A 14,390-nucleotide genomic window follows, 5' to 3' on the forward strand; every position below is an offset into this window, starting at 1 on the left:
AGATCAATCAACATCTCTGTTGACTGACCCACCGCCATCGCGAGCAGGCTCACTCCTACAGGGTTTATGTTCAGGCGGGAAAGTTTAGCCGGCCGCACCGATACCTGTTGTTGTGCGAATCCGTCCCTCAAGCCTGCGCTTCAACCCGCGCGACTCAATCAACAGCTTCGACCCCTTCGCCGCATTCGCCCGGCCCCACTCCTCCAGCAACTCCAGACACGAATGGTCGATGTAGCTCAGGTTATTGAGCGGCACATGCACCGTCGTGCCCTGCGGAATACTGCCCAGCACTTGCGTCAGCGCCGGCACCTTGAGGAATGTCGCCGCACCGACCAGACGCAACTCCATCTCGCCGTCCTGCGGCAGATCGATCAGGCTGATCTTCAGGCGCGAAGCCTTGAACGCCAGTTTCAACATCGTCAGACCGAAACCGATCAACACGCCCGTCAGCAGGTCAGTGAAGATGATCGCCAGCGCTGTCGCTGCATAGGTGAACATCGGCATGCGCCCATAACGTCCCAGGCCTCGAAACGCTTTGAGATCGACCAGTTTGAACCCGGTGTAAACCAGCACACCGGCCAGACTCGCCACCGGAATGCTTTGCAGCACACTCGACAGCAACAGCACGAACGCCAGCAGCCACAGACCATGGAAGATCGTCGAATAACGCGTGGTCGCGCCGGCTTGGACGTTGGCCGAACTGCGCACGATTACCCCGGTCATCGGCAGCGCGCCGAGCAGACCGCAGAGCATGTTGCCGACACCTTGCGCCGACAGTTCGCGGTCGAAATCCGAACGCACGCCGCTGTGCATGCGATCCACCGCTGCGGCAGACAACAACGTTTCCGCGCTGGCGATAAACGCCACCGCAAACGCAGCAATCAGCAGAGTCGGATCGGCAAGGCTAAGCAGGTCCGCAGGTTTCAACCAATCGATGGCCTCCGCCAGATTCGCCGGTACTTCAACGCGCTTGACCTGCAAAGCGAGCAACAGACTTGCCCCGGTCGCCAGACCGACACCGAGCAATGCACCCGGAACGAAGCGCAACGAATGCGGGCGAAATTTCTCCCAGAGCCACATCACTGCAATCGTCGACAGCCCGAGCAACCCGGCCTGCCAGCCGAACGACGGCAAGGCCTGCGCCACCGCCGCCGGGAACGCCGTAAGGTTATCCAGGCCAGAAGGCTTCGGTGACGCATCGAGCATCACATGCACCTGTGACAGCACAATCAACACGCCAATCCCCGCCAGCATGCCGTAGACCACCGCTGGCGCCGTGACCCGAAACCAGCAACCGAGCTTCAAGCGCCCGGCGACCAGTTGCAGAAAACCGGCGAGCAGCAGAATCGGCCCGAGCATCTCGATGCCGTGCTGGCGTACCAGTTCAAAGACCAACACCGCCAGGCCCGCAGCCGGCCCGCTGACCTGCAACGGCGAGCCCGCCAGCCAACCGACCACCAGACCGCCGATGATCCCGGTGATCAAACCCTTGGCCGGTGGCAACCCTGACGCAATCGCGATACCCATGCACAGCGGCAACGCGACCAGAAACACAACCACTGAAGCGAGCAACTCCCGTGGCAACACCGCTTTCAATTGAGCCGCACGCATGGCGATTCTCCCGAAGTTTTCTTCAGGCATGGCTTCGCCGAACCGCTGAAACAGCGGCCGGCGTCAAACCACACAGATGTTTAGGAAGATTTAGAAGCGCGCTTTGGGCGTCGCCACCGGAATCGGATGGCTACCGTCGAGCGGCAGGAAACGTCCCTGATCCGCGTCGTAAGCTTTGATTTCGCTGGTTTCGATGTCGTAGACCCAGCCATGGATGAACAAATGACCGTTCGCCATGCGCGAGGCTACCGAAGGATGGGTACGCAAGTGCTGCAATTGGGCGATGACGTTTTCCTCGGTGAGGATCGGCATGCTTTCTTTTTCGTCGGCGCAGTTACAGTTTTCATGCACCATGGTTTTCGCGACTTCAGCGTGGCGCAGCCAGGCTTTGACCGTCGGCATTTTTTCCAGGCTGTCCGGATTGAGCACCGCACGCATGGCGCCGCAATCGGAGTGGCCGCAGATAATGATGTGCTGCACGCCGAGCGCCAGTACCGCGTATTCGATCGCGGTGGAAACGCCGCCGTTCATCTGCCCGTAAGGCGGCACGACGTTGCCGACGTTACGGGTCACGAACAGATCGCCGGGCGAGCTGTGGGTAATCAGCTCGGGGACGATGCGCGAGTCGGCGCAGGTGATGAACATCGCCTTGGGCGCCTGGGCCGTGGCGAGTTTCTTGAAGAGTTCTTCCTGCTGTGGGAAGACCTCATGATGAAAATGCAAAAAGCCGTCTACGATCTGGCGCAGCGCTGCATCGGCGGATTCCGCTTCAGGGGTTTGCCCCGACGCAGCCAACGGCTGTTTATCCTTGTCACTCATGATTCATCCTCTCTGGCGGATTAGGGGAGTCGTTCCCATGTATTCCGGTATGAAGCCAGTGGCTGTTTAAAACATCCGGGTCATCCCGACCCGTCAGTCACTCGATGAACAAGGTAGCCGCCGAAACTTAACTCAAACTGAATCAAACGCTCTAGAACGTGTGTTCCAGGTCACAAAAAACGTGACTGGGTGTTTTCCGCGGAAGGATTCCAACCCCTCAACCATAGGCCAATTGTCGCTAAATCAACGACATCTGGCGACCCGGCGGACAGAAGGCGGATCAACAATCCCTGCGTGCGCGTGCGTATGCCCGTTCCGTCCGGTGCAGGTATGGTCCGATCTGTTCAAGAGGTCAGTCAACAAGACTCCTTGCGATACATATTTTACGAAACAGATGTGCGATGGTTTTTTAGCAATCGGCTCGTATTATGAGCGCTGCCATGATGGCAAATCAGATAAAAATGGAGTTTTAAATGACAAGTATTGCGCGTGGAAAAAGTGTTCGAGGCATCTTCCTCGATCGCACAGTGATTGAGGGTTTACACGCTAACGGTTCAAGATCTGACATTTTGATTACGATGCAATTGGCGACCAAACAAGAGCATCGCGACCCTCTCACTAATGAAGTGACGGAGACGCTGGTAGATTCCAGGATAGTAGGGGCCATCTCGCGCAATCGCGGTAGAACGTTTAACGTTGCACCTGTCGCAAGCGACATCGACGGCGACGGCGATATTGATTCTCAAGACACAGCGAAACTGGCAGCCCTGGCCAAGGCGTATAACAGCATTATCAAGCCCTGAGTCATCGCCGAGGTCAGCGTGAACTTTCATGTTGGCCTCGGCTTTCAAGTATTTCATTCGTTCATTTCGATTGGTTGCGTTGACTCAGCGCTTAGCCAGTTGCTCTTAGATCAATGCCATCTGGCGACCCGGCGGACAGAAGGCCGTGCAATCGAGGTTGTAGCCTTCGCGATGATTCATGCCAAGACGCTTTATGGCTTTGGCAAATCGCTGCGCGAGCAGGTCGGCGAATACCCCTTCACCACGCATCCGCGCACCGAAACGGCTGTCGTAGAGCTCGCCGCCACGGCTCTGGCGGATCAGGCTCAGCACATGCGCGGCACGTTGCGGATAGTGCGCTGCCAGCCATTCTTCGAACAGTGGCGCCACTTCCAGCGGCAGACGCAACATCATGTAGGCAGCGCTTTGCGCACCGGCGGCGTGGGCTTCGGTGAGCAGGTTTTCGATTTCGCTGTCGTTGATCATCGGGATCATCGGCGAACACAGCACGCCCACCGGAATGCCGGCCTCGCGCATCACCCGAATGGCTCGCAACCGCGCTTTGGGTGCGGCGGCACGCGGTTCCAGGATGCGTTTGAGCTCGTCATCCAGCGTGGTCAGGCTGATCATCACGGCTACCAGCCGTTGCTCTGCCAACCGAGTGAGCAGGTCGAGGTCGCGCAGGATCAGCGAACCCTTGGTGACGATGGTCACTGGGTGCCGATAGCGCAAGAGCACCTCAAGGGTCTGCCGGGTGATCTTGTATTCGCGTTCGATCGGCTGATACGGGTCGGTATTGGAGCCGAGATTGATCGGCGCGCATTGATAGCCTTTTTTCCCGAGCTGTTCTTCCAGCACTTGGGCGGCGTTGGTCTTGGCGATCAGTTTCGTTTCGAAATCCAGCCCCGGTGACATGTCCCAATAGGCGTGGCTGGGCCGCGCATAACAATAGATGCAGCCGTGTTCGCAGCCTCGATAGGGGTTGATCGAACGGTCGAAAGGCAGATCCGGTGAAGTGTTGCGGGTAATGATGGTTTTGGCGGTTTCGATCATCACTTCAGTACCTTGCGTCAGCGGCACTTCCTGAAACCAGCCGTCATCCTCGGCTACCGAACGGTTCGGTGCGAAGCGGTTGTGCGGGTTGGTCGCGGTGCCGCGACCGCGAGGTGGCAATGGAGTAGACATGAAAACGCCCCGATACTGTATATGCACACAGTATCGGGGCGTTGCGCGTCTGGCTAGTGCCGTCGGGCGACTGGTCAGTTGTGTTGCGTCACCTGACCGAGGTCATCGCTGGAGGTGTGTTTCATATCTTCCTTGCGCAGTTCGGCGACATCGGCGGTACTCACTGGCGTGCCTTTGTTGCCCCAACTGCCGCGGATGAAACTCACCACATCCGCCACTTCCTGATCCGACAGGCGCCAGGCGAAACCCGGCATGGTGAAGGTCGAAGGCGCAGTGTGCGTCGCTGGCAGCGTACCGCCCTTGAGCACGATATGGATCAGCGAAGTCGGATCGTCCGATTGCAGCACCGGATTGCCCGCCAGCGCCGGGAACACGCGGGTGTAGCCGTGGCCGTCGGTGCGATGGCACGCCGCGCAGTTGTCGATGTACACGGCCGCTCCGCGCTGGCTGTCGTCACCATTCCACAGGGCTTTGGCGGCTTTCTCATCGTACTGATGCGGTTGATCGTTCGGATCAGTGGCCGGCAGCGATTTGAGGTAGCGGGCAATCGCTGTCAGGTCGGCATCGGTCATGTATTGCATGCTGTGGGTGACCACATCGCTCATCCCGCCGAACACCGCGCTGCGATCGCTGCGCCCGGTCTTGAGGAATTGCACCAGTTGCTCTTCGCTCCAACTGCCCAGACCGTCCTTGTGATCACCGCGCAGGCTTTTGGCGATCCAGCCTTCCAACGGCGCGCTGCCTGCCAGAAAGTTACTGCCATCGGCCGCGCTCAAGGATTTTTCCTGCATGGTCAGCGCGCGCGGTGTGTGACAGGCACCGCAATGGCCCAGGCCTTCGACCAGATAGGCGCCACGGTTGATGACGGCGTCGTCACCGGTCGCCTTGTAGTCCTCGACCTTCGGCGCAAACATCCAGCGCCAGCCCATCAGCGGCCAGCGCATGCTCAACGGCCACGGGATGTCGCTGGCCTTGTTCTCCTGCGCGACCGGTGCGACACCGTGCATGAAGTACGCGTACAGCGCTTGCATGTCGGTTTCGCTGACACGGGCATAGGACGGATACGGCATCGCCGGGTACAAGGTACTGCCGTTTTTGGCGACGCCATGGCGCACGGCCTGATCGAAGTCTTCGAAGCTGTATTCACCGACGCCGGTTTTATCCGGGGTGATGTTGGTCGAGTAGATCGTGCCGATCGGCGTTTCCATCGGCAGACCACCGGCGAACGGTTTGCCGTTCTTGGCGGTGTGGCAAGCCACGCAGTCACCGGCGCGGGCAAGGTATTCGCCTTGTTTGATCAAAGCTTGATCAACGTCGGCCGCATGGATCGAGGCACTGCCGAGCAGCGCCAAAGTCGCGATAACGAGATTTTTCATGGTCGTCGCTCCTTAAGCCTGAACCAGCGGGCCGGGGTTTTTCAGGTACTGCTCGCGGATCGCCTTCGCCGACCAATAGGTCAGTGCGGCAACCAGTCCGGTCGGGTTGTAGCCAAGACCCTGCGGGAACGCCGAGGCGCCCGGAACGAAGACGTTGTGAACGTCCCAACTCTGCAGGTAGCGGTTCAGCGCGCTCTTCTTCGGATCGGTGCCCATGATCGCGCCACCGTTAAGGTGGGTGGTCTGGTAAGACGCGGTGTTGAAGTGGTCACCGACTTTCTTGCCGATCACTGCAATCGCTTTCGGCCCCATCGCTTCGGCGACCTTGCCCATTTTCTCGACCATGAAGCGGTTCATCTTGATGTCGTTTTCCTGCCAGTCGAAGGTCATCCGCAGCAGCGGCAAACCGTAGGCATCGCGGTACACCGGATCGAGATCGAGGTAGTTGCCACGGTAGGACTGATGCGCGCCGTGGGCGTCCATCGACACCTGATGGGTGTAGTAATCGGCGGTCGCGCGTTTCCAGTCACTGCCCCAGGCCGGAGTGCCCGGCGGGTTCGAGGTGCCGGCAATCGGTCGGCTGCCAGCCTGGTTGACCCACATCGGCGAGCCGCCGACGAAGCCGTGCGGGCCGTGGTCGAAGTTGTCGGCGTTGAAATCGTCCAGCGCCACGCCGTTACCGCCGGCGCCGATGAAGTTGTTGGTGTGGGTGTCCTTGTCGAAGAACGCCTTGATGGTCGCCATGTTCTGGTAGGCGAAGTTACGCCCGACCACGCCTTCACCGGTGATCGGGTCGTACGGTTTGCCGATGCCGGAGAGCAGCATCAGACGCACGTTGTGCAACTGGAACGCGCCGAGGATCACCAGATCCGCCGGTTGCTCGATCTCGCGACCCTGTCCGTCGATGTAGGTCACGCCGGTGGCTTTGGATTTCGTGCTGTCGAGGTTGACCCGCAGTACGTGCGAGTTAGGCCTCAGCTCGAAATTCGGCAACGGTTTCAGCGCCGGCAGAATGTTCACGTTCGGCGAGGCCTTGGAGTACATGTAGCAGACATAACCGCTGCAGAAACCGCAGAAGTTGCACGGACCCATTTGCGCGCCGTAGGGATTGGTGTACGGCCCGGACGTATTCGCGGATGGCAGGTTGTAGGGTTTGTAACCGACTTCAGTCGCCGCTTTGCCGAACAGCTGTGCGGACACCGTGTTCTTCTGCGCCTCCAGCGGGAACGGGTTGGAACGATCCGGCGCGTATGGGTTGCCACCCTTGCCCTGACCGACCAGTTGGCCCTTCACCGTCCAGGCCTGACCCGAGGTGCCGAAGACTTTTTCGGCGAAATCGAAGAACGGCTCCAGTTCTTCATAGCTGACGCCGAAGTCCTGGATGGTCATGTCCTTGGGGATAAAGCTTTTGCCGTAGCGCTCTTCGTAGTGGCTGCGCATGCGCAACTCGATCGGATCGACCCGGAAGTGCACTCCCGACCAGTGCAGGCCGGCACCGCCGACGCCATTGCCCGGCAGGAACGCGCCCAACTGGCGGTTCGGCAGGGCGATGTCGTTGACGCTATGACGAATGGTGACGGTCTCTTTGGAGATGTCCTGAAAGAGTTTTTTGCGCACGCTGTAGGTGAGTTCGTCGATCACCTGCGGATAGTTGCCGTCGGGGTAGGTGTCCTGCATCGGCCCGCGCTCCAGCGCCAGCACGTTGAGGCCCGCTTCGGTCAATTCCTTGGCCATGATCGCGCCGGTCCAGCCAAAACCGACGATGACTGCGTCAACCTTCTTCATTACCGTTGCCATGCTTACGCCCTCTCGCCGCGAATCGAAACTGCCGGGAAGGGGTATTGCTCGTTGCGTTCCACCCAATCCATGAAATCGGCGCGGGCGCCGGGGAAGCCGATCATGGTCCAGCCGACCATGCCTTTGTTGCCGCCGTGGATCGGGTCGCAGAAGAACCCTTCCTTGGTGTTTTGCAGCAGCAGATTGAAGAAAATCTTTGCCGGAACCGCGTCGAATTGCGGCTTGCCAGCTTCAAGTTGCTTGAGCAAATCGTCCCGGGTAGCGCTGTCTTGCTCAGCAAATACTTTACCGTTGAGGGATTTTGCCCACTGATCCGTGGCGGCGATGCCGAGGCGGTAGATCTCTTTGGGTACCAGTTTGCTCTGCCAGCCCATCTCGGGAGCGGCGTCAGCATTGAATGGGCCCTGCATGTACCAAAGGGCACCCGCGGCGTACGGCGTGTTCATCTGGCGGTCGATGTATTCCGGTACACCGGCTTCGAGCGCACCCGGGCCTTGGGCATCGTTGGGGATCAATTGCGCGACGGCGGCATTGATAAACGCCCATTCCTCAGCGGTGAAATAGCTCGGTTGGTAAGCGCTGGCATCAGTGCGCACCGATTGCGGCGCGGGCGCAGCAGGTGCGGTTTCAGGTGCCGCTTGCAGGACGCTGCTGCCCAGACCGGTACCGGCCAAAGTGACCACCGGAATCAGGGTCAGGGATTTGCGCAAAAACTCACGCCGCGGGTTGTCTCGATCTTCATCAGACATGGGGTGCACCTCATCAGGCATTAGGAGACAGCCGCTTCTGCGAGCGGCTTGAGGAATTTTCGTCGAGACGGATCCGGTCTGACCCGGAGAAAGGGGACGCGTCTGCAACATGATGTGACAAATGGTAGCAGGCTAAGCTTCCGGATAAACCGATTCAGCGGAAAAAACACCGGTTTTCTTTACGGCAGTGCTGGAAAGCATGCGGATTCACGTTTCTTTGACAGGCGCCTCACAGGGCTTTGACCGCCCGACGCCGAAGCTGTGTTTCTCCTCATCATGAATCCCGACACGGTCACCCCAGCATGTCCCGAGTGCGTTTTTTCCCGGCTTTGTGTTTATCGTTTTTAGCGCTGTTGCCCTCGATAGCGGTCCAGGCGCAGACGGCATCGACGGTTCGCCCGACTGAGTGGGCGCAACCGGTCGAAGTGCAATACAACCTGTTCCAGATGTCGCCGACGCTCTATCGCAGCGCGTTGCCGGATGACGGCGCGGTGCCGTTGCTGAAAAATCTCAAGGTCGCCACGGTGATCAACTTTCTACCGGAAGCAGACAGCAACTGGTTGTCCGACTCCGGCATCAATCAAGTGCAATTGCCCTATCGCACCAATCACGTTGACGACGCCGATGTACTCAAGACCCTGCGTGCGATTCAGACTGCAGAGGCCAGCGGCCCGGTGCTGATGCATTGCAAGCACGGTTCTGACCGCACCGGGTTGATGGCGGCGATGTATCGCGTTGTGGTGCAGGGCTGGAGCAAAGAAGACGCCTTGAGCGAAATGACCCAGGGCGGCTTTGGTGAAAGCGGGCATTTTCGCGAGAGCGTGCGCTACATGATGCAGGCCGATGTCGACAAGCTGCGCACCGCGCTGGCTAATGGCGATTGCAGCACCAGCGCGTTCGCGACCTGCTCGATGAAGAGCTGGTTTCAGACGGTCAATCTGAAGTAACCGCAGGTGTCGCCGCTGCAAACAGTTGTGCATTGACCGGCTCGCCAAGAAACGCATGTGCCGAGTTCAGCAATGAGCGGGAATCGCCGGGGGAGAAGAACGCCTCGCGAAAATCCCGTCCCGTCTGGGGGGCGAACAGGCCTTCGCGTTGAAACCGTTTGAACACTTCGCTAGCCAGTACGCCTGACCATTTGTAGGCATAGACCGATGCCTCATAGCCGGTCGCCAGGTAGTCAAATCCATAGGCGAAGCGGTAATAGCCCGACATTTGCAGGTGCGGGTTCTCGCGTTGCACGTCCTCGAATATTTGCTCGATGCTGCGACCATCGCCATGGCTGCGATGTAACTGCAGATCAAATAATGCTGACATCAACAGCATGGCAGTTGTCCGGCTGGTGTGAGCACCAATGGCCGTCAGGGCTGTGTTGACTCGCGCCAACGTCAACCGCTCGCCGCTCTGATAATGAGCCCCCAGCCACACCAGAAACTCGGGTGACAGGCACCAGTGTTCGAGCAGTTGCCCGGCGAACTCGGCCGTATCGCGGCCCAACTGGGATATCCCCGACAGGTTGCGATGGGGCGAGCGCGTCAGAACATGTTGCAAGCAGTGGCCGAACTCGTGGAACAGCACCCGCAGATTTTCGTGGGAGAGCAGGCAAGGATGCTCGTCTGTGGCGGCGGGAAAGTTGCTGTAAAGGCGGGCAATCGGCAGTGATGGGCGTCCTTCGGCATTGACCCGGCGGATGCGCAAGGCGCTGGTGAACGCGTAATCGGCGGCATCATCGCGGTGATAAGGGTCGATGTAGATATGCCCGATCACTTGCCCGTGTTCGCGCACCTCCAATAGCCGAATGCTTTCATGCCAGTGCTCGGCAGACGTCTGTTCGATGATATCGACACCGAACATACGCTCGCTGAACTGACAGAGCCGGCGCAACGTACCCTCGAGCGGAAAATACTGACGCAGGCCCTTGAGTGCACCGTTCAATTGTTGGAGGCGTAACTGCTCGGCGAGAAAGTCTTCATCCCATGGCTGTACTGGCGCAATCCCCTGTGTCAGCGCGAATGCGTTCAGAGCCTGGGCGTCGCGCAGCAAAGCCGGGGTATTCAACGCGGCTTGCTGGCGGACAAAGGTGCCGACTTGCTCAGGCGAGGTGGCCATGCGGTTTTCAAGGCGAAACTGGACGAAATTCTCGTACCCCAGCAATCTGGCTTTCTCGTGACGCAAGACGACCAGCAACGTCAGCACCGGATCATTGTCGGCTTTGTCCGGCTGCCGGCCGCGATCGGATGCCCGGGTGAACCACGCAGTGAAATACTCTTCCCGCAGTGCCCTGTTTTGCCCATGAGTCATGATCTGCCGATAGGTGTTCTGATCCAGCGTGAGTAGCCAGCCGTCGTGTCCTGCCTCTTTGGCATTGAGCGCCAGGCGCGCCTTCACCGCAGCAGACAAACCGTCGAGCTGCGTGACGTCGTCGATGCGTTTGTGCCACGCGGCGCTGGCCTGCTCCAGATTGCTCAGGAACAGTTGTTCCAGACGCCGGATATCGCGGTTCAGGCGGGCAAGTTTTTGCTGTTGCGCAGTTGGCAGTTCAATCCCGGACAAGCGGAACTTGCGCAGAATCTTCGCCAGCGAGGCTTGGCGCTGACCATCGAAACTTGCTGCGATCGAGCTGTTGGCCAGCCGTTGGTAAGTACGATACAACGCCAGATTGGCGGCCTTTTCGGCCCTGTATCGGTCCGCGGTGAGGCTGCACAAGGCGCTTTCCCTGAGCCAATCGACGTCGTCGACTTTGACCGTCGAGAGTATCTCGATGATGCCCATGGCTTCATCCAGACGAGCATCGGCTTCATCGACGGCCACCACCAGATCGTCCCAGCCCGGATGCTCGGTCTGGCTGGCGATTACTTGGGCAATGATCCGGCGGTTATCGGCAACGATCACGTTGATTGCCGGCCCCAGATGCTCGGCGCGTATCGCCGACCACGGTGGCAGGGTCCAGTGTTGTAACAGCGGATTGGTGTCAGGCATGGCGTCTTCCTTGAGGCGTGGCTGAAAGTGCCAGCCTAGGGAGAAAACGCAGGGGAAGGGCGGTACATAGTTACCACCTTCCACCAGCAAGTGGTGGAAGGTGGCAGTGGCTCAGTGTTGCTCGTCAGGCTTTTTTTTCAGTTTCGGATTGGGGAAAAACTGCACCGCCTGGACGGTCTTGTCCGCCGTCGGCTTGAGCGCGCTGGTGTTGACTCGCGTGCCCAACTCCTTGGGAACCGACAGGCCTTGTTCGTTCAGCGTATCCGAGTAACCGCAGGCCACACATTCACGGTGCGGCACGCTGTCCTCGTTCCACATCATCAGCTTGTCCGGCTCGCTGCACGCCGGGCAGACTGCCCCGGCGATAAAGCGTTTCTTGGTAATCACAGGCCCCTCACTCATGCTGCCGCGTCCTCACTCAGGCCGCTGTGGCGCAACAGTGCGTCAATCGATGGCTCACGGCCACGGAAGTCGACGAACAGCACCATCGGCGCCTGCGAACCGCCGCGCGCCAGAATCGCTTCGCGGAAGGCGCGACCGGTTTCAGCGTTGAGCACGCCGTCTTCTTCGAATTTCGAGAAGGCATCGGCCGACAGTACCTCAGCCCACTTGTAGCTGTAGTAACCCGCCGCATAACCGCCGGCGAAGATGTGCGCGAAGCTGTTGGGGAAGCGGTTGTAGGCCGGTGGACGCATCACCGACACCTCGTCACGCACGCCCTCGAGCACTTGCAGCGGACTGCGGCCGTCACCGTGGGTGGCGTGCAATTCGAAGTCGAACAGCGAGAACTCGAGCTGACGGACCATCATCAGGCCGGACTGGAAATTCTTCGCCGCGAGCATTTTTTCCAGCAGGTCCTGCGGCAGCGGCTCGCCGCTTTCGTAGTGGCCGGAAATCAGCGCGAGACCTTCCGGCTCCCAGCACCAGTTTTCCATGAACTGGCTCGGCAGCTCGACTGCGTCCCACGCCACGCCGTTGATCCCGGAAACACCAGCGTGATCCACGCGGGTCAGCAGGTGATGCAGGCCATGGCCGAATTCGTGGAACAGCGTGGTCACTTCATCGTGGGTCAGCAGCGCAGGCTTGCCGCTGTCGGCCGGGGTGAAGTTGCACACCAGATTGGCCACCGGGCTTTGCAGCACGCCGTCGACGGTACGACGACGGTCGCGCGCGCCGTCCATCCACGCACCGCCACGCTTGTTGGCGCGGGCATAGAGATCGAAGAAGAAGCGGCCGACGTGCTGACCGTTTTCCTTGATCTCGAACAGGCGCACGTCCGGGTGCCAGGTATCGAAACCTTTCTGTTCAGCGATTTCGATGCCGTACAGACGCTGGACGATGGCGAACAGGCCGCCCAGCACTTTGTCGATCGGGAAGTAGGCGCGCAGGGTTTCCTGGGCGACGCTGTAGCGTTGTTCACGCAGCTTCTCGCCGTAGAAACCGCTGTCCCAGCTTTGCAGATCGGCGCAGCCTTGTTCGGCGGCGTAGGCGCGCAACTGTTGCAGATCCTGCGCAGCAAACGGTTTGCTGCGCTTGGCCAGATCGCGCAGGAAGCTCAGCACCTGATCGCTGGATTCAGCCATTTTGGTGGCCAGGCTCAGTTCGGAGAAGCTGGCGAAACCCAGCAACTTGGCCAGTTCCTGACGCAGGTCGAGGATCTCTTCCATCACCGGGCCGTTGTCGTTCTGGCCGGCATTCGGGCCTTGATCCGAGGCGCGGGTGCAGTAGGCGGCGTAGACTTCTTCACGCAGCGCACGATCTTGCGCGTAGGTCATCACCGCGTAGTAACTCGGGAATTCCAGGCTGATCAGCCAGCCGTCGAGGCCTTTGGCCTGTGCGGCGGCAGCCATTTGCGCCTTGGCCGAATCGGTCAGGCCGGCGAGGGCGGCCTCTTCGGTGACATGCTTGGTCCACGCCTGGGTGGCGTCGAGCAGTTGATTGGAGAAGCGGCTGCCCAGCTCGGACAGTTTGCTTTGCACTTCGGCGTAGCGCTTCTGTTCGGCTTCCGGCAGGTCGATACCCGACAGACGGAAGTCACGCAGGGCGTGTTCCAGAATAGTCTTCTGCGCCACGTCGAAACTGGCGGCTTCCGGGCTGTTGGCCAGTGCTTCATAAGCTTGGAACAGCTCGCGGTTCTGGCCCATCTCGGTGGAGTAGGCGCTCAGGGCTGGCAGGCACGACTCGTAGGCTTCGCGCAGCTCGGCACTGTTGCACACGGCGTTGAGGTGGCTGACCGGGCTCCAGGCAGCGCCGAGGCGGTCATTGAGTTCGTCCATCGCCAGGACCAGGCCGGCCCAGGTCGGGTTCTGGCCTTGGCTCTTGAGGATGTCGGCGATGGCGGCGCGGTTGTCGGCCAGGATCGTTTCGATGGCGGGCAGGACGTGTTCGGCACGGATCGTGGAGAACGGTGGCAGGTCGTAGGACTGCAGCAGAGGGTTGTTCACGCTCACGGTTGGCACCTTGGCTGGGGAAACATTGCCCCATCTTAATTACAATCGGCATCATCCGCAGCTATCGGCGACAGAGAGAGAAATTATCGTGTCCGTTCGCAAGTACCAGAATCACACCCCCAGCCTGAGCAAAGGCGCATTTGTCGACAGCTCGGCGGTGGTGATCGGCGACGTCGAAATCGGTGAAGACAGCTCTGTCTGGCCGCTGACCGTGATCCGTGGCGACATGCACCGTATCCGCATCGGTGCGCGCACCAGCGTCCAGGACGGCTGCGTATTGCACATCACCCACGCCAGCCCGTTCAACCCGGACGGCTTCCCGCTGCTGATCGGCGACGACGTGACCATCGCCCACAAAGTCATGCTGCATGGCTGCACCGTCGGTAGCCGCGTATTGATCGGCATGGGCAGCATAGTCATGGACGGCGCGGTGGTTGAAGACGACGTGATCATTGGCGCCGGCAGCCTGGTGCCGCCGGGCAAGCATCTGCAAAGTGGCTTCCTTTATGTGGGTAGCCCGGTGAAACAGGTACGTGCGTTGAGCGACAAGGAAAGAGCTTTCTTCACTTACAGCGCCGCCAACTACGTGAAGCTCAAGGATCTGCATCTGGCCGAAGGCTACGACACACTCTGAATCGAAAT

Annotated in this window: 12 protein-coding genes; 3 read left to right on the top strand and 9 right to left on the bottom strand. The window is 59.7% G+C overall.

Features of this window, described 5'->3' with window-relative positions:
* Nucleotides 1-84: 84 nt before the first annotated feature.
* Nucleotides 85-1,611: a SulP family inorganic anion transporter gene (locus ACW9IR_RS16530; RefSeq protein WP_016983437.1), complete on the bottom strand. Its 1,527-nt coding sequence runs from the start codon at nucleotides 1,609-1,611 to the stop codon at nucleotides 85-87.
* 90 nt (nucleotides 1,612-1,701) lie between these two features.
* A complete protein-coding gene (locus ACW9IR_RS16535; RefSeq protein ID WP_102902576.1) occupies nucleotides 1,702-2,430 on the bottom strand; it encodes a carbonic anhydrase in 729 nt (242 codons plus the stop codon).
* 473 nt (nucleotides 2,431-2,903) lie between these two features.
* Between ACW9IR_RS16535 and ACW9IR_RS16540 the strand changes: the two genes are divergently transcribed.
* Complete coding sequence (locus ACW9IR_RS16540) at nucleotides 2,904-3,233, top strand: hypothetical protein (RefSeq protein WP_102902577.1); 330 nt, start codon at nucleotides 2,904-2,906, stop codon at nucleotides 3,231-3,233.
* 105 nt (nucleotides 3,234-3,338) lie between these two features.
* Here the strand turns inward: ACW9IR_RS16540 and ACW9IR_RS16545 are convergent, their stop codons facing one another.
* The 4 genes from ACW9IR_RS16545 to ACW9IR_RS16560 form a co-directional block, all read right to left on the bottom strand.
* Nucleotides 3,339-4,397, bottom strand: coding sequence for a PA0069 family radical SAM protein (locus ACW9IR_RS16545; RefSeq protein ID WP_457464228.1), 1,059 nt, complete (start codon nucleotides 4,395-4,397; stop codon nucleotides 3,339-3,341).
* 74 nt (nucleotides 4,398-4,471) lie between these two features.
* Nucleotides 4,472-5,773, bottom strand: coding sequence for a c-type cytochrome (locus ACW9IR_RS16550; protein WP_095119631.1), 1,302 nt, complete (start codon nucleotides 5,771-5,773; stop codon nucleotides 4,472-4,474).
* Nucleotides 5,774-5,785: 12 nt separating this feature from the next.
* On the bottom strand, nucleotides 5,786-7,570 hold the full coding sequence (locus tag ACW9IR_RS16555; RefSeq protein WP_105704785.1) for a GMC family oxidoreductase: 1,785 nt from the start codon (nucleotides 7,568-7,570) through the stop codon (nucleotides 5,786-5,788).
* Between the two features lie 2 nt (nucleotides 7,571-7,572).
* Nucleotides 7,573-8,319, bottom strand: coding sequence for a gluconate 2-dehydrogenase subunit 3 family protein (locus ACW9IR_RS16560; RefSeq protein ID WP_102902581.1), 747 nt, complete (start codon nucleotides 8,317-8,319; stop codon nucleotides 7,573-7,575).
* A gap of 302 nt (nucleotides 8,320-8,621) precedes the next feature.
* Between ACW9IR_RS16560 and ACW9IR_RS16565 the strand changes: the two genes are divergently transcribed.
* Entirely contained in the window at nucleotides 8,622-9,266 is a 645-nt protein-coding gene (locus tag ACW9IR_RS16565) for a dual specificity protein phosphatase family protein (protein ID WP_150708348.1), read from the top strand.
* On the opposite strand, the gene ACW9IR_RS16570 is transcribed toward ACW9IR_RS16565, so the two are convergent.
* The 3 genes from ACW9IR_RS16570 to prlC form a co-directional block, all read right to left on the bottom strand.
* Nucleotides 9,253-11,298, bottom strand: coding sequence for a M3 family metallopeptidase (locus ACW9IR_RS16570; RefSeq protein ID WP_457464232.1), 2,046 nt, complete (start codon nucleotides 11,296-11,298; stop codon nucleotides 9,253-9,255). The two genes, ACW9IR_RS16565 and ACW9IR_RS16570, sit on opposite strands and share 14 nt — an antisense overlap.
* A gap of 111 nt (nucleotides 11,299-11,409) precedes the next feature.
* Entirely contained in the window at nucleotides 11,410-11,700 is a 291-nt protein-coding gene (locus ACW9IR_RS16575; RefSeq protein WP_016983445.1) for a YheV family putative zinc ribbon protein, read from the bottom strand.
* A complete protein-coding gene (prlC, locus tag ACW9IR_RS16580) occupies nucleotides 11,697-13,748 on the bottom strand; it encodes an oligopeptidase A (RefSeq protein ID WP_457464234.1) in 2,052 nt (683 codons plus the stop codon). Before prlC ends, ACW9IR_RS16575 begins: the two co-directional genes overlap by 4 nt.
* A gap of 88 nt (nucleotides 13,749-13,836) precedes the next feature.
* Here prlC and ACW9IR_RS16585 point away from each other — a divergent pair, with 88 nt between their 5' ends.
* A complete protein-coding gene (locus tag ACW9IR_RS16585; protein WP_457464236.1) occupies nucleotides 13,837-14,382 on the top strand; it encodes a gamma carbonic anhydrase family protein in 546 nt (181 codons plus the stop codon).
* The last annotated feature ends 8 nt before the right edge of the window (nucleotides 14,383-14,390 follow it).

The organism is Pseudomonas sp. SDT291_1_S447, assembly GCF_054070155.1.